The sequence below is a fragment of the Thalassovita mangrovi genome (assembly GCF_009857745.1).
GTDB classification, from domain to species: Bacteria; Pseudomonadota; Alphaproteobacteria; order Rhodobacterales; family Rhodobacteraceae; genus Thalassobius; species Thalassobius mangrovi.
Genome location: NZ_WWEN01000007.1, coordinates 157,988 through 177,042, shown reverse-complemented (window position 1 = coordinate 177,042; position 19,055 = coordinate 157,988). Strand labels below are relative to the sequence as shown.

15 protein-coding genes and 1 riboswitch are annotated in these 19,055 nt (G+C 64.9%); of the genes, 4 read left to right on the top strand and 11 right to left on the bottom strand.

The window, feature by feature from the left end; translation table 11 throughout:
• Positions 1 to 20: 20 nt before the first annotated feature.
• Positions 21 to 1,934: a bifunctional 2',3'-cyclic-nucleotide 2'-phosphodiesterase/3'-nucleotidase gene (locus GR167_RS15885; RefSeq protein WP_370741329.1), complete on the bottom strand. Its 1,914-nt coding sequence runs from the start codon at positions 1,932 to 1,934 to the stop codon at positions 21 to 23.
• Positions 1,935 to 2,149: 215 nt separating this feature from the next.
• On the opposite strand from GR167_RS15885, the gene nudC reads away from it, so the two are divergent.
• Both nudC and GR167_RS15875 read left to right on the top strand, forming a co-directional pair.
• Entirely contained in the window at positions 2,150 to 3,124 is a 975-nt protein-coding gene (gene nudC, locus GR167_RS15880) for an NAD(+) diphosphatase (protein WP_160974701.1), read from the top strand.
• Positions 3,125 to 3,174: 50 nt separating this feature from the next.
• The gene (locus GR167_RS15875) at positions 3,175 to 3,651 is read left to right on the top strand and encodes an SRPBCC family protein (protein WP_160974700.1); all 477 of its coding nucleotides are present in this window, start codon (positions 3,175 to 3,177) and stop codon (positions 3,649 to 3,651) included.
• On the opposite strand, the gene GR167_RS15870 is transcribed toward GR167_RS15875, so the two are convergent.
• The 5 genes from GR167_RS15870 to cobN all read right to left on the bottom strand — a co-directional run bounded on the left by GR167_RS15870 (position 3,648) and on the right by cobN (position 10,819).
• Entirely contained in the window at positions 3,648 to 4,415 is a 768-nt protein-coding gene (locus tag GR167_RS15870) for a FadR/GntR family transcriptional regulator (protein ID WP_160974699.1), read from the bottom strand. The genes GR167_RS15875 and GR167_RS15870 overlap by 4 nt on opposite strands.
• Before the next feature lie 90 nt (positions 4,416 to 4,505).
• Entirely contained in the window at positions 4,506 to 5,114 is a 609-nt protein-coding gene (gene cobO / locus GR167_RS15865; RefSeq protein WP_160974698.1) for a cob(I)yrinic acid a,c-diamide adenosyltransferase, read from the bottom strand.
• 114 nt (positions 5,115 to 5,228) lie between these two features.
• Complete coding sequence (locus tag GR167_RS15860) at positions 5,229 to 6,443, bottom strand: TsoY family (seleno)protein (protein WP_160974697.1); 1,215 nt, start codon at positions 6,441 to 6,443, stop codon at positions 5,229 to 5,231.
• Between the two features lie 183 nt (positions 6,444 to 6,626).
• Complete coding sequence (locus tag GR167_RS15855) at positions 6,627 to 7,100, bottom strand: GNAT family N-acetyltransferase (RefSeq protein WP_160974696.1); 474 nt, start codon at positions 7,098 to 7,100, stop codon at positions 6,627 to 6,629.
• Positions 7,101 to 7,105: 5 nt separating this feature from the next.
• Positions 7,106 to 10,819 (bottom strand): cobaltochelatase subunit CobN, encoded by a 3,714-nt coding sequence (gene cobN / locus GR167_RS15850; RefSeq protein ID WP_160974695.1) that lies wholly within the window; start codon positions 10,817 to 10,819, stop codon positions 7,106 to 7,108.
• 71 nt (positions 10,820 to 10,890) lie between these two features.
• Between cobN and GR167_RS20175 the strand changes: the two genes are divergently transcribed.
• Positions 10,891 to 11,061, top strand: coding sequence for a hypothetical protein (locus tag GR167_RS20175; protein ID WP_212770000.1), 171 nt, complete (start codon positions 10,891 to 10,893; stop codon positions 11,059 to 11,061).
• Between the two features lie 2 nt (positions 11,062 to 11,063).
• Here the strand turns inward: GR167_RS20175 and GR167_RS15845 are convergent, their stop codons facing one another.
• The 3 genes from GR167_RS15845 to GR167_RS15835 all read right to left on the bottom strand — a co-directional run bounded on the left by GR167_RS15845 (position 11,064) and on the right by GR167_RS15835 (position 13,345).
• Complete coding sequence (locus GR167_RS15845) at positions 11,064 to 11,513, bottom strand: GNAT family N-acetyltransferase (RefSeq protein ID WP_160974694.1); 450 nt, start codon at positions 11,511 to 11,513, stop codon at positions 11,064 to 11,066.
• Positions 11,510 to 12,580: a cobalamin biosynthesis protein CobW gene (gene cobW / locus GR167_RS15840; RefSeq protein WP_160974693.1), complete on the bottom strand. Its 1,071-nt coding sequence runs from the start codon at positions 12,578 to 12,580 to the stop codon at positions 11,510 to 11,512. The genes GR167_RS15845 and cobW overlap by 4 nt, the downstream gene beginning before the upstream one ends.
• An 84-nt stretch (positions 12,581 to 12,664) precedes the next feature.
• Positions 12,665 to 13,345 (bottom strand): energy-coupling factor ABC transporter permease, encoded by a 681-nt coding sequence (locus tag GR167_RS15835; protein ID WP_160974692.1) that lies wholly within the window; start codon positions 13,343 to 13,345, stop codon positions 12,665 to 12,667.
• A gap of 34 nt (positions 13,346 to 13,379) precedes the next feature.
• A riboswitch (cobalamin riboswitch) is annotated at positions 13,380 to 13,597 on the bottom strand.
• Positions 13,598 to 13,799: 202 nt separating this feature from the next.
• Between GR167_RS15835 and smc the strand changes: the two genes are divergently transcribed.
• Positions 13,800 to 17,255 (top strand): chromosome segregation protein SMC, encoded by a 3,456-nt coding sequence (gene smc, locus GR167_RS15830; RefSeq protein WP_160974691.1) that lies wholly within the window; start codon positions 13,800 to 13,802, stop codon positions 17,253 to 17,255.
• Positions 17,256 to 17,315: 60 nt separating this feature from the next.
• Here the strand turns inward: smc and GR167_RS15825 are convergent, their stop codons facing one another.
• Together GR167_RS15825 and GR167_RS15820 are read right to left on the bottom strand one after the other, a co-directional pair.
• A complete protein-coding gene (locus tag GR167_RS15825; protein ID WP_160974690.1) occupies positions 17,316 to 17,861 on the bottom strand; it encodes an MOSC domain-containing protein in 546 nt (181 codons plus the stop codon).
• Positions 17,861 to 19,039: a lytic murein transglycosylase gene (locus GR167_RS15820; protein WP_160974689.1), complete on the bottom strand. Its 1,179-nt coding sequence runs from the start codon at positions 19,037 to 19,039 to the stop codon at positions 17,861 to 17,863. The genes GR167_RS15825 and GR167_RS15820 overlap by 1 nt, the downstream gene beginning before the upstream one ends.
• Between the last annotated feature and the right edge of the window lie 16 nt (positions 19,040 to 19,055).

Here is a 19,055-nt window from a genome sequence, read left to right as displayed (position 1 = left end):
GCAAGCGCGCTCGGTCGCGCTCAGAACTCCAGCCGGATCAGCGCGAAACCGTCATTGTCGGTCTGCTCATAGCTGACCTTGCGGCGCGGGATGTCCTGCAGCCGGTCAATCGCGCGCGGCGACGTCTTGAACCGGGCGCTGGTGTTTTCCAGCGGGCGGAACCGCCAGACCGGTTCGGGGACGATATCGATGCAGCCCTCGCGCCGGGTGTAATCGGCCAGGATGTCGCGCACCGGCAGGTCGGGTTTCAGCGCCATGTCTTCGGGCGCGACCTGCACCATGCCGCCGCCGCCGCTGGCGCGGAAACTGTTGGTGGCGACGATGAATTCCTGATCCGGATCGACGGGGGCGCCCTGCCATGTGACGGCGCTGATGCGGCGGCTGTTGGCGCAGTTCAGCACCCCTTCGGGCGAATAGCGGGCGGGTTGCGACGGATCGATTTCATATTCCAGCCCGACCATGTGGTCGAAATCGTAGCTGGGGAATTGTGGATCGTTCAGGGTCTGGCGCTGCAGCCCGGGGGTGATGCGGTGGAACATCGACGCGCAATGTTCCAGCCATTCGACGATGTCCCGCCCGGTCAGCCGCACGGCGCAGACCACGTTGGGGAAATGATACAGATCGGCCAGGCTGCACAGCGTCAAGGGCCCGGCTGGAATATCGGTGTAGTGGTTCGGCCCGGCGTGGCCGCCGGCCTTGAACGGGGCCACCGCCGACAGGATCGGAAGACCGTCATGGGCGGTGCCGTCAAGCGCCCGCGCCACGTGATCTGCCTGGGCCCGGGCGACCAGCTGGATCGAGGCGTCGTCGGCCACCAGCGCGAAGAAGGAATGCAGCGGATTTCGCGTCTCGCCCACCGGGGTTTGGATGTGATCGAGCGTCGCCTGGTGATGGTGGCGCACCGCATTCAGGACCTCCGGCGCCTCGGCGGCGGCCTTGCGCGGGTCGTTGTGATGCGCGGAACCCGCCACCGGGCGCAGTTCGGTCTTGTGGCGGCGCATGATCCATTTGCCGGCGGCGTCCTGCGCCAGGACCAGATCCATCACGCCCAGGTGGCTGCCCCAGAACCCGGGCATCATCACCGGGGTGCCGTTGATGGTGCCCTTGGTCACGTCGATCCCGGGCGTGCCGAAGAAGCTGCTGTCGGGGAACAGCCGGTGCTGGTGGCCGCACAGGATCACGTCGATCCCGTCGATGCGCGACAGCGGGATGACCGCGTTTTCCTGCTGCTGCCGTTCGTCGCCAAGGGCGATGCCCGAATGCGCCAGCGCGATGATCAGGTCGGCGCCGTCGGCCTTCATCCGGGGGACGTAATCCTGCGCGGTTTCGACGATGTCGCGGAAATGCACTTCGCCATCGACGAAGTGCCGGTCCCAGACTGCTGTCTGCGGCGGCAAAAATCCGATCAGCCCGATCCGGATCGTGCTGATGGCGCCGGAGGCGCCGCGCAGCTGCCGTTCCAGGATGCGGTAGGGATGCAGGATGGTGCGGTCGTCGCTGGGCCATGTCCCCAGTTCGCGGGCGACATTCGCCAGCACCAGCGGAAACCGGGCGCTGATGATGGTGTCGAGCAGGAATTCCAGCCCATAGCTGAATTCGTGATTGCCCAGGGTGGCGCCGTCATAGTGCAGCGTGTTCATCGCCGCGATGGCCGGGTGCAGCCGGGTCGCGCCGTCGTCGCGATAGGCGATCTGATCGCCCAGCAGATTTCCTTGCAGGAAATCGCCGGTATCGAACAGCAGCGCATTGGCGGTTTCCGACCGCGCGGTCTTGATCAGGGTCGCGGTGCGCGACAGGCCGGTCTGCGGATTCGGGCTTTGGGTGAAATAATCGTAGGCCAGCAGATGCATATGCACATCCGTGGTTTGCAGGAGCCTGAGTTGCGTTTCATCGGACTGAAGCAGCAAGCTGCCGGATGGGCGGTATTGGTGCACCTTGAACCTCGGTACGGAGAAATAGCGATGCGGAATATGCGCAATGTATACATCTTATGATAAATTTATCAGTACATTAAGTCAATCTAAGGTATAACGCCACCTTTCGGGGATGTAGATGTTTCCAAAAGGGGGCGCAGCGCGATAAGACGGTATCGGCTGAGGCTGCCAACTGAACCGCCGAAAAGGCGGAAGCGCGACAAGGGAAAGCGGTAATGAAACACGCCGAAACGGTGACTTTCGGGGGCTCGGCACTGGACCGCGCGGCGGAAATCCGCGGCGATGAACAGGCGATCGCGGCGGCCATGGCGGCGCCCGAGGCGGTGACGGTGGTTCTGTGGCGCGGCAAGCCGCTGATCACGCGCGACGAGGCGGGCCGCCCGGCGCTGACCCGGCTGCCGCTGGATCATCCGGTGCTGGGCGAAGCCCGTGTCGCCCCCATCTTCCTGGGCCGCGAAGATCATGGCCCGGTCTTCGCCCATGACATTTCGGCTTGGACGCCGGACGCGCTGGACGACCTGGCGCTGAACAGTTTCCTCGATCGCAGCGAACAGCATCATCCCAGTCTCGGAGCTGCCGACGCTTTCGCGGAACTGCGCGGGGTGATGGCGCGGATCAGCCCGCGCGACGCCGAATTGGCGGCGACGGCGCGGGCGGTGTTCGGCTGGCATCGCAGCCACCGGTTCTGTTCGCAATGCGGCCAGGAAAGCGTGATGGCGATGGCCGGATGGCAACGCGATTGCCCGGCCTGCGGCGCGCATCACTTCCCGCGCACCGACCCGGTGGTGATCATGCTGATCACCCGCGGCAATTCGGTACTGATGGGGCGGTCGCATGGCTGGCCCGAGGGGATGTATTCGCTGCTGGCGGGCTTCGTGGAGCCAGGGGAAACCGTGGAAGCGGCGGTGCGGCGCGAGGTCTGGGAAGAGGCGGGCGTCCGCGTTGGCGAGGTGAATTATCTGGCAAGCCAGCCCTGGCCGTTTCCATCTTCGCTGATGATCGGCTGCAAGGGGTTGGCTTTGAGCGAAGAGATCACTATCGATCCCAAGGAAATCGAACACGCCCGCTGGTTCACGCGGGAAGAGATCATGCTGGCATTCTCCGGCGGGCATCCCGACTTGAAACCGGCCCGGCAGGGGGCAATTGCCCAATTTCTGTTGCGGAACTGGCTTGCAGATCGGGTGGATTAAGACAAAATACCGCTGGACGCGAAAACCGGCAAAAACTGGGCAGGGAAAACATGGAATTTGTGAGCAAGGAAGATATCGACGCTCCGATCAAGCAGGTATTCAAATTGCTGACCGATTTCGGGTTCTTCGAACGCGCGGCACTGCGCCGCGGGATCGAGGTTCAGCGCGTCGACGGGCGGCAGGATGTCGGCCGCGGCATGGCCTGGATCATCACCGGCATGATGCGCGGCAAGCTGCGCAACATCCGTCTGACCATGACCGAATACAACGCGCCCAACAGCATGACCTTCACCGGTGGTGAAAAGGGGCTCGACGGGGTGATGAAGGTGGAACTGGTCGCCCTGTCGCGCAAACGCACGCGGATCACCATCCGGGTCGAGCTGTCGGCATCGACCCTGCCGTCGCGCCTGCTGCTGCAATCGATGAAACTGGGCCGGGGCAAGATGCAGACCCGTTTCCAGGTGCGGCTTGCCGAATTCGCCGCCGAGCTGGAAGAACGTGCCGGCAAGTCGACCTCGTCGGCTTAACGCGCCTGTTCGTGCTGGAACCGCTGCAGCGCGATCTTTTCGTTGCGTTCGCTTCTCTTCTGGTCGAACAGCTTTGAACGGACGTAATCCAGATGCGCCTCGACCGCGGCGCGGGCGCCTTCGGGGTCGCGGGCCTGCAGCGCGTCGTTGATGGCGCGGTGCTGGTCCAGCAGCGTGTCGCGCGTGGTGCGCTGCTTGAACATGACTTGGCGGTTATAGAACACGCCTTCGCGCAGCAGCTGATACATCGAGCGCATCATGTGCAGCATGATGACGTTGTGGCTGGCCTCGATGATCGACAGGTGAAAATCGGCGTCGAGATGCGCCTCGTCCTCGGGATTGCGCTTCTTATGGGCGGCTTCCATCTTGTCGAAAATCGTCTGGATCACCCGCAGATCGGTATCCGATCCCAGCCGTGCCGCCCGTTCGGCGGCCAGCCCTTCCATGTCGCGGCGGAAGGAAATGTAATCGAACACCGCTTCGTCGTGGCTGGCGAAGAGTTTCACCAACGCGTCCGAAAACGCCGATCCCAGCACCTCGGCGACGTAGATGCCCGACCCCGCGCGCGAGGTCAGCAGCCCGCGGTCCTGCAGGTCTGAAATCGCTTCGCGCAGCGACGGGCGCGACACGCCAAGCCGTTCGGACAATTCGCGTTCCGAAGGCAGCCGTTCGCCGGGCCGCAAGATGCCCTGCAGGATCAGCAGTTCGATCTGCTTGGTCACCGCGTCGGAAAGCTTTTCGGGTTGGACTTTTTGAAAGGGCATCGGGATCCAAAAGGTTAATTGGTCAAATCATATGACCGCTTCCCCTGCGAGGCAAGCTTGGCGGTGCTGCATTGACCTGTCGTCAGGGGGTCAGTATTCGACGCCGATCTGCGCCTTGATCCCGGACCGGAACGGATGCTTGATCAGCTCCATCTCGGTGACCAGATCGGCGATTTCGATCAGTTCGTCCTTGGCGTTGCGCCCGGTCAGGACCACGTGGGTCATCGGTGGTTTTTCCTCGCTCAGGAAGCGCACCACCTCGTTGATGTCGATATAATCGTACCGCAGCGCGATATTGATTTCGTCCAGCAGCACCATCTTGTTGGACGGATCGCGGATCAGCTCCTTGGCCTTTTCCCAGGCCGCTTGCGCCATTTCCACGTCGCGGTCGCGGTCCTGGGTTTCCCAGGTAAAGCCTTCGCCCATCGTGTAGAATTCGCAGATGTCGCTGAACTTCGACAGTATCAGGTCGCGTTCGCCGGTGCTCATGCCGCCCTTGATGAACTGCACCACGGCGCATTTCATGTCATGGGCGATGCAGCGGAAGATCATCCCGAAGGCGGCCGAGCTCTTGCCCTTGCCCTTGCCGGTATGGACGATGATCAGGCCCTTTTCGTCGGTCTTGGTGGCCATGATCTTGTCGCGGGCGGCCTTCTTCTTGGCCATTTTCATCGCGTGACGGTCGCTGTCGGTGCTCATCTTCCGGGTGTTCCTGTCCTATGGGCCCGACAACAGATAATTGCCTTGGCCGAAATAGGAAAGGGCGGCCTGTAATTGGCCGCCCTTTCTTGGTCTGCCGAAAGGAAGGGAGGATTATTCGGCAGGCACAACCACGGATTCATCGGCTTTGCCGAAATGCTGGCGGTTCAGCCGCAGCACCAGGGCGATCATCAGGAATTGCGCGGCGATCGCGACGGCGGTCACAACCCAGTAGGCGACCGAGAACTTATCGATCAGGCCGGCTTCGGTCAGGCCCTTGTTGACGAAGAACTGCAGCATCACCGACAGCGCGACGCCGGGGCAGATCAGCGCATAGGACCCGGGCGAGGTTTTCGACCCGAACACGAAGTCGCTGAAATAGCCCTGACGGCGCAGCACCAGCAGGCCCAGCAGCAGGAACACCACCTGGACGGTCAGCATCCGGGCCAGGAACATCATGGTGTCGGCCGCGGTGCTATGCGCTGCGAAGCTGACATGCAGCCCGTGGCCCTGACGCATGAACAGGATGGACAGGATGGTGACGATGGGAACGATCACCAGCAGGGTCGGGCCCGCTTCCTTCGCGGTGCCGTAATGCAGCATTGAGTTGAAGGCGGTGGTCGCGGCGACGACGGTATAGATGATCGCGGCGATGCCGAAGAAGGTCGACAGGATGAGCCCGACGCCAACGGTGATGGTGTTGGTGCTCATCGCGGCGGGCGCGGCGAGGCCGACTCCGACCATCGACAGGGCGAAGGCGGGCAGCAGCTGCGCGAAGGAGTTATGCGCGGTCACGTCGAACACGCCGCCCTTGGTCAGAACCCGGCCGAGGAAATCGCCGATGGTGCGCAGCGCCCAGATGCCGACCAGCAGGAAGGCGACGATGGCCATCGGGAACAGGTATTCGACGACGGTCCACAGGCCCGGCACATAGACCATGCCGACGACGAACATCGCGTTGATGGTCATCGCGGTGGCCAGCGGCGCCGCCAGCAGGGTGGTTTCGGCGTTGGAATTGCGCAGCTCGTTATAGGCGTCGGTCTTCTTGAATCCCGACAGGGCCGAGAAGTTCCAGATCAGCGATTTGACGTTCATGAAGGCGAAGACGGCGATGCCCAGAACGGCGATCACGATCGAGGCTTTCAGCGGCGTGCTGCCACTGGTGAAGGCGGCCGAGATGTCTTCGAAGATCGGCACCGGGCGGCCCTTATGAGGCACCCAGAACATCAGATACATGAAAAAGGTAACGGCCAAACCACCCGCACCGAGCGAGGCGAGGAAATAGAGGGGCGAATAATTGTCCGCCGGGCGTTTGCTTTGGGTCGACATGGCGAATCTCCAGAAATATTCTGAGCTTGGAATATAAGTAACATTCGAAATACGGAATACAACGACAGAGTTGTCGCAGGCCGGATTTCTCGGTCCTGCGGCTAACACTAGCAGATTTAGGGCAGTTTTTTAAGCGCGGGGGCGCTGCACCGCAGGTCTTGCCATGGCCTTGAACGGCAAGCGTCAGGCCGCGTCGGGCCGGACCAGCCTGACGAAGGTCAGGTTGGTCGGACGGTCGAAGCCTTCATGCGACGAGGCGCCGGTCTGGACGAAACCCATCCGTCCGAACGCGGCTTGGTTTTCGATCAGCTCGACCCGTACCTGCAGGGTCACGCTGGGCCGGCCCAGCTGCTGCGCTCGTATCCCGGCCTGTTCGATCATCTGCCGGGCCAGCCCTTGGCCGCGCTGATCCGCATCCACCGCCAGCTTGCCCAGATACAGCGTGTCGGGTTTCGGCGTCAGGATCATGCAGGCGACGGGGCGGCCATCGTCTTCGATCACCCAAAGCTCCTTGTCGCGGGCTTCCTCTTCCAGCGTCGCGGCATTCATCCGGTGCAGCGAACTGGGCGGGTCGATCCGGCCGTCCATATAGGCGAAGCTTCTGACCAGCAGCGCGTAGATGGCGTCGAAATCGTAGGGCGGGTGGATGCGCTTCATCTTCGTCAGTTCCTTAATATGTTTTCGATCCCCGCCCGCGCCGAATTCGATTTCGGCACCCACAGCCCCCGGTCGATCGCTTCCTGCAACCGCTCGGCAATTTCACGCAATGCGGGGGCATTGTGGTCTGCGATAAAACCGTAGGTGTCATCATCTTCCAGGAACGCGGCATGGACAAGATCGAAATGGTGGTTCTTCACCGCACCCGTGGTGGCGGCGAAGGCGAACAGGTAATCGACCGTTGCGGCGATTTCGAACGCGCCCTTGTAGCCGTGCCGCTTCACCCCCTCGATCCATTTCGGGTTCACCACGCGGGATCGCAGCACCCGGCCGATTTCTTCGTCCAGCGTGCGGATGACGGGGCGTTCGGGGCGGGAATGGTCGTTGTGATAAATCGGCCGGTCCTGCCCCTGCAGGGTGCTGATCGCGGCCGCCGCGCCGCCTTCGAACTGGTAATAATCGTCGCTGTCCAGCAGGTCGTGTTCGCGGTTGTCCTGGTTCTGCACGATGGCCTCGGCCTGGCTCAGCCGTTGTTCGAACCCGTCGCGGTCGCGCGCGCCTTCGATCCCCGCGCCATAGGCATAGCCGCCCCATTCGAGATAGGCCTCGGCCAGGTCGGATTTGTCGTTCCAGATCCTCTCATCGATCAGCGCCTGCAACCCCGCGCCGTAAGCCCCCGGTTTCGACCCGAAGACGCGCGCCTGTCCTTCGCCCGCCCGGGCCCTGGCGGCGGCGGGGTTCTGATCTTCGGGTTCATCCAGCGCCATCACCGCCCGCGCGGCGCTGTCCACCAGCGCGATCAGCTGTGGGAAGGCATCGCGGAAGAAGCCGGAAATGCGCAGGGTGACGTCGACGCGCGGCCGCCCCAGCACCCCGGCGGGCAGGATGTCGAACCCGGTGACGCGGCGGTTGGCGCTGTCCCATTTCGGCTTCACCCCCATCAGCGCCAGGGCTTGGGCGATGTCATCGCCGCCGGTGCGCATGTTGGCGGTGCCCCAGGCGGTCAGCAGCATCGCGCGCGGCCAGTCGCCGTGGGTTTGCAGGTGTTTTTCAATGAGCAGGTTGGCCGATTTCCATCCCAGAGCCCAGGCGGTGGGGGTGGGCACCGCGCGGCTGTCGACGCTGAAGAAATTACGCCCCGTCGGCAAGGTGTCGAGCCGCCCGCGCGTCGGCGCGCCGGACGGCCCGGGGACGAGGAAGCGGCCATCGAGCGCGGTCAGGAAACCGGCCCCCTCATCGGAGCCGCAGGCGTCGATGGTGGGCAGTAGACGGTCGCGGATATGATCCAACACGGTGGCGCTCGCCGGTCCTGTCCGGGCCGTTTCGCTTTCCAGTGCACGGATCGCCAGCAGTTCCAGCCGCTCCACCGTGTCGCCAGCGCTGCGCCAGGGATCGCTGCTGAGCTCTTGCAAGACCTGCGGCTTGGGGCCGTCCCAAGCTTCAGCCATATCGCAATCGAGCGGGTCGAAGCCGAGCCCCAGATCATCCGCCAGCGCCCGGATCAGCGAGGCGTCCTCGCCCCGTCCTTCGCCGCGCGGCACCCGCGCCAGCGCGATGGCGAGGTCGCGCCGCAACCGGCCCTCGGGCGATTGGCCGAACACATGCAGCCCGTCCCTGATCTGCGCCTCCTTCAGTTCGCACAGGTAGGAGTCGAGGCGGGCCAGATCGGTTTCCTCGTCCTCGCCCTTCATGCCGACATCCTGATCCAGACCGGTGGCGGCGCTGAGCGACAGGATTTCCCGGCGCAGGTGGTCGATCCGGCGCGGGTCGACCCCGGCGGCTTCGTAATATTCATCCACCAGCGCTTCGAGGTCCTTCAGGTCGCCATAGGTTTCGGCGCGGGTCAAAGGCGGGGTCAGGTGATCGACGATCACCGCCTGCGCCCGGCGCTTGGCCTGGGTGCCCTCGCCGGGATCGTTGACGATGAAGGGATAGATATGCGGGGTGGGGCCGAACACCGCCTCGGGCCAGCAGGTCTGCGCCAGCGCCAGCGCCTTGCCGGGCAGCCATTCCAGATTGCCGTGCTTGCCCATATGGGCGATGGCGTCGGCCCTGAACTGGTGGCGCAGCCAGAAATAGAAGGCCAGGTAATTATGCGGCGGCACCAGGTCGGGGGAATGGTAGGTGTCGGTCGGGTCGATGTTGTAACCGCGCGCGGGCTGGATGCCGACAACGGCATTGCCGTAGGTCAGGATCGACAGGTTGAAGCGGCCGCAATCGACCTCGCCCGGGGTGAAGAACGGATCGGCCTCGGGCGGGCCCCAGCGTGTTTCCACCGCGTCGCGCAATTCCTGCGGCAGTTGGCCATAATCGATCTGGTAATCGGCAAGGCTCATCTCGACCCCGCCACGCCGCTCGGCCCGGTCGGTCAGCCAGTTGGTCGGGCCCGCCATGATCGCCTGCATCAGCGCGTCGCTGTCTGCGGGGGCGTTTTCGACCCGGTAACCGTTGTCGCGCAGCAGGTTCAGCACATGCAACGTCGCGGCGGGCGTATCGAGCCCGACGCCATTGGCCAGCCGCCCGTCCTTGTTGGGGTAGTTCGCCAGCACCAGCGCGACCCTGCGGCCGGACGCAGGCGTATGGCGCAGCCGGGCCCAGTTGGCGGCGAGCTTTGCGGTGAAATCGATCCGGTCGCCCTGTGCGCGATAGGTCGCAATCGGGCATTCGGTGGCGTCGTCGAAATAGGCTTCGCCCTTGAAGCTGATCGCGCGGGCCAGCACCCTTCCGTCAACCTCGGGCAGGGCCACGTTCATCGTGATGTCGCGGGCCGACAGGCCGCTCAGTCCCGTCTCCCAGGCCTCCTCGGTCGATCCGGCCAGCACGATCTGGAGCACCGGCGCGTCATTTGCGGCGGGCATCGTGAACGGATTGGCGGCGGCCTGATCGCCCGCATGAGGGCTGCCCACGGCGAAGGCGGTGGCGTTGAGGATCGCGCAAGGCGGCGCGGTGGTGAACAGGGTTTCCAGCGTGGCGACCGACACCGGATCCTTCAGCGAGGCGACGAAGACGGGCAGCGGGTTCAGCCCCTGGCCAAGCAGCGATTTCACCAGCCGGTTGATCGGGTTCAGGCCGGCCCCCTGCACCAGCGCGCGGTAGAAGATCACCGGCACCACCGGCGCGCCGTCAGCCCATGCCGCCTGTGCCGCGGACAAGTCGGCCACGCCCGCACCGGGCCAGTAGACGCCCGCGCGCAGCAGCGGCTTGGCGGCCTCGGGCGTTTGGCCCTCGACGCGCCCCGCCAGCATCCACTGGCAGTAGGCGAGGAAGTTGACGCTGTTTTCCGGCCCGCCTTCGACCAGATAGGACCACAAGGCATCGTAATCCTCCGCCGCGACGGTCGACAGGGCGCGCAGATCGGCGTCGGGCTTGTCATCGCCGGGCAGGGCGATGAAGGGCACGCCGACCTCGGCCAGCCGGGCGGCATATTGTTCGAACCCGTATTTCCAGTATCCCGCGCCGCCCAGGATGCGCGCCACCACCAGGCGCGATTTCGTGGCGCAATTGTCCAGGTGCAGGTCGACCGACATCGGGTGTTGCAGATGGGTCAGGTTCGCCAGCCGCAGCGACGGGGCGTTTTCCATGTCCCGGCGTGCCTGAGACAGCGCGGCCAGTTCGGTATCGGCGGCCGAGATGAAGACCAGGTCGGCGGGCGTCTGGCCCAGATCGACCGGTTCCTTTCCGTCGTCGATCGACCCGGGCGTTGCGGCAAGAAGGTGCATCAGAAGACCTTTGCTTGTATTCTGTGTCGTGTTGCGGCAATAGCCGCGCAGCCAATGGAAAGGGGCGAGCGATGGATTACAGCAAGATGGGCGGTGTCAAACCCACCTACGGCAAGAACAAGCCGCGCCATGACGACAGCAAGCGCCCGGGCGGTCCCGACCGCAACGACAAGGCCAAGCTTCTGGAGCGGATGAAGAAGGCCGCAGCAGAGGGCAAGGCGGAACAGACCGACAAGGGCTGAGCTCACAGCTTCTTTTCCATGAAGACGCTGCTGGCGGCCTCGGGGTAATCGCCGAACCGGCCGCAGCGGCTGAAGCCGTGCCGTTCGTACAGCCGGTGCGCCGTGTGCAGAACATCGCCGGTTTCCAGCCTCAGCCAGGGCAGGTTACGGGCGCGCGCCTCGTCCTCGATCTGGCGCATCAGGGCGGCGGCGACCCCCTTGCCGCGGGCTGCTTCTGTGACGAACATCGATTTGACCTCGCCATAGCCATCCTTCACGGCAAGCGCCCCGGTGCCCAGCATCGCGCCGCCTTCGCGCGCGGTGAAGAAGGTGATGTTCGGGGCGCAAAGATCGTCGATCGAGAGGAAGAAATTGTCCTCGGGGGGAAACAGCTCCTGCAACAGAGCGTGGGACTGTTGCAGAAGCGCGGTCGCCTGCGGCGCATGCGGGTCGGTCTGTTCCACGATGATCATGCCTGCAGCGCCTTTTCGATGGCGGCCCGGTCGAGGCCCGATTGGCCGATCACCACCAGCCGGGTTTCACGCGGGTTGGCGCCGAAGGGCTGATCGAAATAGGTGTCGACGCGTGGGCCCACCGCCTGCAGCGTCAGCCGCATCGGTTTGCCCTGCACGGCGGCAAAGCCCTTCAGCCGCAGGATGTCGTGGTCGCGGATGATCGCGGCGACCTGATCGGCAAATCCCTTGGGATCGGCGATTTCGGCGCGGGTGACCACGAAGCTTTCGAAATCGTCGTGATCGTGGTGGTGATGGTCGTGATCATGATCCTCGTCATGATCGTCATGATCATGATGGTGATGATGGTGATTTTCGTGACGGTCGTCCATGTCACTTTCGGCCCCCACGCCCTGACCCAGCAGCACGTCCACCGGCAGGGCGCCCATGGTGGATTTCACCACCTGCACCCCGTCGCGGCTTTCGTCGCGCAGCCGCTTGGTCAGCGTCTCGGCCTCGTCCTCGCTCAGCAGGTCGGATTTGTTCACCACGATCATGTCGGCGCAGCTGACCTGGTCGTGGAACAGTTCCGACAGCGGCGTTTCGTGGTCGAGGTTTTCGTCCAGTTTCCGCTGCGCATCCACCGCGGCGATGTCATGGGCGAAGCGGCCTTCGACCACGGCCTTGCCGTCGACCACGGTGACCACGCCGTCGACGGTCACCCTTGTGCTGATTTCCGGCCAGTTGAAGGCGCGCACCAAGGGTTGCGGCAGGGCAAGGCCCGAGGTTTCGATCACGATGTGATCGGGGGCCTGGTCGCGGTCCAGCAGCTTTTGCAGCGTCGGGATGAAATCCTCGGCCACGGTGCAGCAGATGCAGCCGTTGGACAGTTCCATGATATCGTCTTCGCTGCAGGTCTCGTCGCCGCAGCCTTTCAGGATGTCGCCATCGACGCCAAGATCGCCGAATTCGTTGATGATCAGGGCGATCCGCTTGCCCTCGGCATGGGCCAGCATGTGGCGGATCAGGGTGGTCTTGCCGGCGCCGAGGAAACCGGTCACCACGGTGGCAGGGATTTTTGCGGGCATTTTGTCGTTCCTTGAAACCTGAAAAAGACGACCGGCGGGGCCGGTCGTCCATGGGATCGGGTCGTGACCCTAAACTGGGTTAAATCAGGCTTCGGCCTTGACCAGACGCGGGGTGAACAGCCCGGTGGCCGCCAGGCCGCGCAGCGACTTGGCGCCAGCCAGTACGGCCAGGTCGGCCAGCGGTTCGATCAGCACGACCAGCATGTAGGCCGCGCCGAAGGTCCCGACCGAGGCCAGGTTTTCCGCGCCGAAGCCCTGGCCGTAGAAGGCCCAGAACCCGACCCAGGCCACCACGCCGCCCTGATAGGCGGTCGAAAGCGCCAGAGCCTGGGAATATTTCAGGTCAACATAGGCGGTGTCGGGGGCGATGATCCGCTTGGCCAGCATCTGCAGCGCGAACAGCGGCACCAGCAGCGTGGTCATGTTCATGCCGTATTGCGGCAGGTCGAAGGGCGCGAAGAACAGCCCCTGCAACAGCAGCCCGAGCGCCAGGCCAAAAGCGGCCGGGGCCGCGCCGAACAGCAGGAACAGGGTCGAACCGAGGATCAAATGCACCTCGGACACGCCGACCGCGTAATGCGGCAGGACTTCGAAAAATGTGAAAACGGCCGCGGTGGCAAGGCCGGTGCGCGCGGCGAGCGATCCAAGCCCGCGTTCCTTCAGCGCCTCCCAGCCCAGTTTCAGGGCATAGGTGCCAGCGGCGGCGGCGGTGCCATAGCTCAACAGAAGCTTCGCACCGGCTACGATTCCGGGTTCAATATGCATGGTCTGTCTCCTCTTCCGTCATCCCCGACGGCTTGGGTTTATGTCACGCATGGCAGGTCTCCTGGCTGGCGGGTCTTCACGTTCGTCCCCTTCCCGGGTTTGCCCCAGTGGTTTTTATGACGAACGCTCACCGCTGACAGTCGCGGGGGCGGCTGTGGCTGCGGGCCCCGGATTGGGTCGCCCGTTCCACATTCCCTTTTCATCCCGGGTGGTTTGCACCTGTGAATGGGAACCATACGCGGCCATTTCGCCCGTTTCCCGATCTCCGGTCAAGTTCGTTTTGGGCGCTCCGGGGGCGGAAAACGGCGAAAGCACCGTCCCTATATCGGCTGATATGCGCAATATTTTGTGGATAACTCCCGCCTTTGGGCCAGATAGAGGGTGTTTTGATTGACTCGCCGCCCGTCGGGGGCACAGGATTGAGGTCACTTCGGAATCAGCGGATAGGCAGACATTGCTCTTTACCCGACTCAGACTCACCGGCTTCAAAAGCTTCGTCGATCCGACGGACCTTCTGATCAAGGAAGGTCTGACCGGCGTGGTCGGTCCCAATGGCTGCGGCAAGTCGAACCTGCTGGAAGCGCTGCGTTGGGTGATGGGCGAAAACCGCCCCAAGGCGATGCGCGGCGGCGGCATGGAGGACGTGATCTTCGCCGGCGCCTCGACCCGCCCGGCGCGCAATTTCGCCGAGGTCAGCCTGGTCATCGACAATTCCGACCGCCTGGCCCCTGCCGGGTTCAACGACGACGACCAGCTGGAAATCGTCCGCCGCATCACCCGCGACGTCGGCAGCGCCTATAAGGTGAACACCAAGGACGTGCGCGCCCGCGACGTGCAGATGCTGTTCGCCGACGCCTCGACCGGCGCGCATTCGCCGGCGCTGGTGCGGCAGGGGCAGATTTCCGAACTGATCAACGCCAAGCCGAAGAACCGCCGCCGTATCCTGGAGGAAGCGGCGGGGATTTCCGGTCTCTATCAGCGCCGCCATGAGGCCGAGCTGAAACTGAAGGGCGCCGAACAGAACCTGGCGCGGGTCGATGACGTGGTCGATCAGCTGGCCAATCAGCTGGCGCAGCTGGACCGGCAGGCACGGCAGGCGGCGCGCTACCGCGCCATCGGAGAGGAGCTGCGCAAGGCCGAGGGCATGTTGCTGTACCGCCGCTGGCGCGAAGCCGACGAGGCCCGCCTGCTGGCCGAGGAAGAACTGCGCGCCCGCGTCACCGCCGCGGCGCAGGCCGAAGCGGCGGCCCGTCAGGCGGCCAAGGAACGGCAGACCCGGGACGACGCGCTGCCGCCGCTGCGCGAGGAAGAAGCGATCGCCGCCGCCATCCTGCAGCGGTTGGAAGTGCAGCGGGATTCGCTGAAGGATCAGGAATCCCAGGCGTTGCAGACCATCGAGACGCTGAAGAACCGGATCCTGCAGCTAACCAAGGATATCGACCGCGAAGCGGGGCTGAACCGCGACGCGGGCGAAACCATCGAACGGTTGGAATGGGAAGCGCGCGAACTGAAGAAGGCCAGCGAAGGCCATGACGACCGGCTGGAAGCGGCCTCGGACGCGGCGCGCGAAGCGGCCAGCGTGTTGCAGGACCGCGAAGCCGACCTGTCGCAGCAGACCGAGGACGTGGCGCGCCTGGCCGCCCGGCACCAGTCGGCGCAGCGCCTGCTGGACGACAACCGCAAGACGCTGGAACGCTCCGAGGCCGAAGCGATCAAGGCCCGCGATGCGGTGGCCTCGGCGCAATCGGCGCTGACCGAGGCCGAGGAACGGTTCGAAGAAGCGCAGGAAGAAGAGGCGGTGGCGCTGGAAACGGTGGAAAACGCCGAGGAAACCCTGATGGCCGCCGAAGCCGCCCGCGCCGAAACGCAAGGACGCGAAGCCGATGTGCGCGCCGAACGCTCCGAGGCCGAGGGCGAGTTGAACGCCTTGCGCGCCGAGGTGACGGCGCTGGCCAAGCTGTTGGAACGCGACACTGCCGAGGGTGGTCAGATCCTCGACCGGCTGCAGGTCGAAATGGGGTTCGAAAAGGCGCTCGGCGCCGCCTTGGCCGACGACCTGCGCGCGCCGCAGGTGGACGAAGACGGGCCTTCGGGCTGGACCGAACTGCCCGATTACGACGATACGCAGGCGCTGCCCGCCGGGGTCACCGCGCTGTCGAACCACGTGTCGGTGCCCGACGTTCTGGCCCGCCGGATGGCGCAGATCGGGCTGATCGATTCCGAGGATGCGCCGCGGTTGCAGCCGCTGCTGAAGCCCGGTCAGCGTCTGGTCTCGGTCGAGGGCGATCTGTGGCGGTGGGACGGCTACCGCGCCTGGGCCGAGGACGCGCCCTCGGCGGCGGCGTTGCGGCTGCAGCAGCTCAACCGTCTGGAAGAACTGAAACAGCAAAGCGAACGCGCCAATACCCGGGCGGATGCGGCGCGGCAGGCGCATGAGGCGCTGACCCAGCGTCTGGCCGACCTGACCCGCGCCGATCAGGCCGCGCGTCAGGCGCGCCGCGATGCCGACCGTCTGGTGAACGAGGCCAGCCGCAAACTGTCGCGCGCCGAGGCCGACCGCAACCTGGCCGAATCCAAGCTGGAATCGCTGGGCCTGGCGGTGACGCGGCATGAGGACGAGGCGACCGAATCCCGCGCCCGCGTGCTGGAAGCCGAACGCGCCATGGCCGATCTGGAAGACCTGGACGAGGCCCGCGCGGCTGTCGAGGACGTCAAGATGACGGTCGAAGCCGCGCGGCTGACGATGATGACCAAGCGGTCCGCGCATGACGAGATTCGCCGCGAAGGCGAGGCCCGCCTGCGCCGCAGCCAGGAGGTGACCAAGGAAATCAGCGGCTGGAAGCACCGCCTGGAAACCGCCGAGAAGCGCAGCGCCGAGCTGGCCGAGCGCAAGTTCGATTCCGAGGAAGAGCTGCGCATGGCAAGCGAAGCGCCCGAGGAAATCCGCATCAAGCGCGAGGAACTGGGCGAGGCGATCGAAGAGGCCGAGGAGCGCCGCCGGCAGGCCAGCGACGTGCTGGCCGAGGCCGAAAGCCAGCTGCGCGCCGCCGAACAGGCCGAGCGTGATGCCGAGCGCGCCGCCAGCGAGGCGCGCGAAGCGCGGGCCCGGTCGGAAGCCCGTGCCGATGCGGCGCGCGAAACCGTCGCCTACGCGGTGGAGCGGATCGAGGAAGATCAGCAGACGATGCCCGACAAGCTGTTGGAATCGCTCGACGTCGATCCCGACACCATGCCCGAGGCCGACGCGGTCGAGGCCGATGTGAACCGGCTGAAGCGGCAGCGCGACGCGCTTGGCGCGGTCAACCTGCGCGCCGAGGAAGACGCCAAGGAAGTGCGCGAGGAACACGGCAGCCTGGTCGACGAAAAGGCCGACCTGGAAGAGGCGATCAAGGCGCTGCGGTCTGGCATCGCCAGCCTGAACAAGGAAGGCCGCGAACGGCTGCTGACCGCCTTCGAGCAGGTCAACAGCAACTTCGCCCTGCTATTCCGGCACCTGTTCGGCGGCGGCGAGGCCAACCTGGTGCTGGTGGAAAGCGAAGATCCGCTCGACGCGGGGCTGGAAATCATGTGCCAGCCGCCGGGCAAGAAACTGTCGACCCTATCGCTTCTTTCGGGCGGCGAGCAGACGCTGACCGCGATGGCGCTGATTTTCGCCGTGTTCCTGGCCAACCCGGCACCGATCTGCGTGCTCGACGAAGTCGACGCGCCGTTGGACGACGCCAACGTGACCCGGTTCTGCGACCTGCTGGACGAAATGTGCCGCCGCACCGAAACCCGCTTCCTGATCATCACCCACCACGCGGTGACGATGGCGCGGATGGACCGGCTGTTCGGCGTGACGATGCAGGAACAGGGCGTCAGCCAGCTGGTCAGCGTCGATCTGAAGAAGGCCGAACAGATGGTGGCGTGACAGGCATGCGCCGCTCGTCGCCGCTTCACGGCAACATCGCCCCGCCCGCCGTCCCGTGTTTCAGAGCTTCTTCAGCCGGTCCTCCAGCGTTACCACCCCGTCCTGCACCACCTTGCACAGCAGCCCGCGCAGCCGCAGATGCACGTTTTCGCGGTCGGTGATCCAATCCTTCGCCGCCGCGCCATAGCGCGCCTTCCATTTGATGCAGGCGTCGTTGAACACGTCCGACACTTCCAGAACCGCGCTGCCCGCCTGCAACCGGCTGCCCACCGGCAGGTTGGCATAGGAACACTCCAGGTCTGCCACGATGGGATCGCCGGGATGCACCTGATTTTCCCGGTCAGTCCACACCGCATCCAGCACCCGCTTGGGCAGGATCGACACCTGGATGCGCGGATCGGGGCTGCCATCGGCCAGCCGCATCCAGGGCGCGGTGGTCCAGCGGTCGCCGGGGATGCCTTCAGCGACGGTCAGGGTTAGGGCGGGCAGGAATTCGCGTTCCCCGTATCCGGGGCGGCGGCACAGCATGTCGATGGGCGCATCGTCAAGCGGGGCGGCGCGGACGTGATCCATCGCGGCGGCCAGTTGGGCGGAACTCAGTTGCATCACAATCTCCCCAGAAGTTCAGTGGTGGGCCAGGCATCGGCGGGCAGGCCCAGCCGTTGCTGTTCGGCGCGCACGGCGGCGCGGGTGCCGGCGCCCAGGATGCCGTCGATCTTGCCGACGTCATGCCCATGCGCGGCGAGCTTTTGTTGCAGCTGCTTCATCTGCCCGGTGCCGAGGGCCGGATCGGGATTGCCCGCGTCGAATACCGGCGCCCCCATCAGGCGGGTGCCGAAATAGGCGGCGGTCAGCACATAGGTGAAGCTTTGGTTCCATTCGAAATAGACGTCGAAATTCGGATAGGCGATGAAGGCCGGGCCCTTGCGCCCCTGCGGCAGGATCAGCTTGCCCTGCAGCCCCGGCGCCAGCCACTGGCCCGACCGCGGCGCGACCCCCATCGCCTGCCATTGCGACAGCGGCAGCGCGGTGTCGAGCCCCGCCAGCGACCAATCCATCGTTGCCGGAACCCGGACTTCCTGCAGCCAGGGTTCACCCGCGCGCCAGCCAAGATGCTGCAGCATCTTGCCCCCCGACATCAAAGCATCGGGGGCGGAGCTTTTCAGCAGCACATGACCGTCGCCATCGCCGTCGACGCCGTTTTCAAGGATGTCCTTGGGCAGCATCTGCACCATGCCGATTTCCCCGGCCCAGGCGCCGGTGGTGCGGGCCGGGTCGAAATCGCCGTGTTCATAGAGTGTGATCGCGGCAAGAACCTGCGGCCGGAACAGTTCCGGGCGGCGGCAGTCATGCGACAAGGTCACCAGTGCGTTGGCGGTGTTGAAATCGCCCTGCACCGCGCCGTAATCGGTCTCGAACGCCCAGAAGGCCAGAAGCACCCCGGGCGAGACGCCGAATTCGCGTTCGATCCGGTCGAAAGTGGCGGCGTATTTCTGCGCGTTGGAGCGGCCCCGGTCCATCCGGTTTTTCGAGATCAGCCGCCGGGCAAAGGTGGTGAAATCCAGCGTGAAAACGCCCTGTCGGCGGTCGGCGGCCAGCACTTTCTGATCCTGCCGGACGCTGGCGAAGAACCCGTCGACGGTGGCGCGGGAATGGCCCTGGGCCATGGCTTCCTGTTTCAGACCTTCGACGAAACCGGAAAAGCTGCCGCCGCAGGGGACCTGCGCGATGGCCGGGGTGGTCAGGAAGGAGGCGAGCAGAAGGGCGGGGAGGTGAAAACGCATGAAATCCTCGAAACCG

What these genes read in the sequence shown, in the direction of transcription:
- cobN (WP_160974695.1), bottom strand. Translation starts at nt 10,819, where the DNA reads ATGCACCTTCTTGCCGCAACGCCCGGGTCGATCGACGACGGAAAGGAA.
- GR167_RS15855 (WP_160974696.1), bottom strand. Translation starts at nt 7,100, where the DNA reads ATGAAGCGCATCCACCCGCCCTACGATTTCGACGCCATCTACGCGCTG.
- GR167_RS20175 (WP_212770000.1), top strand. Translation starts at nt 10,891, where the DNA reads ATGGATTACAGCAAGATGGGCGGTGTCAAACCCACCTACGGCAAGAAC.
- cobW (WP_160974693.1), bottom strand. Translation starts at nt 12,580, where the DNA reads ATGCCCGCAAAAATCCCTGCCACCGTGGTGACCGGTTTCCTCGGCGCC.
- nudC (WP_160974701.1), top strand. Translation starts at nt 2,150, where the DNA reads ATGAAACACGCCGAAACGGTGACTTTCGGGGGCTCGGCACTGGACCGC.
- GR167_RS15825 (WP_160974690.1), bottom strand. Translation starts at nt 17,861, where the DNA reads ATGCAACTGAGTTCCGCCCAACTGGCCGCCGCGATGGATCACGTCCGC.
- GR167_RS15820 (WP_160974689.1), bottom strand. Translation starts at nt 19,039, where the DNA reads ATGCGTTTTCACCTCCCCGCCCTTCTGCTCGCCTCCTTCCTGACCACC.
- GR167_RS15845 (WP_160974694.1), bottom strand. Translation starts at nt 11,513, where the DNA reads ATGATCATCGTGGAACAGACCGACCCGCATGCGCCGCAGGCGACCGCG.
- GR167_RS15875 (WP_160974700.1), top strand. Translation starts at nt 3,175, where the DNA reads ATGGAATTTGTGAGCAAGGAAGATATCGACGCTCCGATCAAGCAGGTA.
- GR167_RS15835 (WP_160974692.1), bottom strand. Translation starts at nt 13,345, where the DNA reads ATGCATATTGAACCCGGAATCGTAGCCGGTGCGAAGCTTCTGTTGAGC.
- cobO (WP_160974698.1), bottom strand. Translation starts at nt 5,114, where the DNA reads ATGAGCACCGACAGCGACCGTCACGCGATGAAAATGGCCAAGAAGAAG.
- GR167_RS15870 (WP_160974699.1), bottom strand. Translation starts at nt 4,415, where the DNA reads ATGCCCTTTCAAAAAGTCCAACCCGAAAAGCTTTCCGACGCGGTGACC.
- GR167_RS15860 (WP_160974697.1), bottom strand. Translation starts at nt 6,443, where the DNA reads ATGTCGACCCAAAGCAAACGCCCGGCGGACAATTATTCGCCCCTCTAT.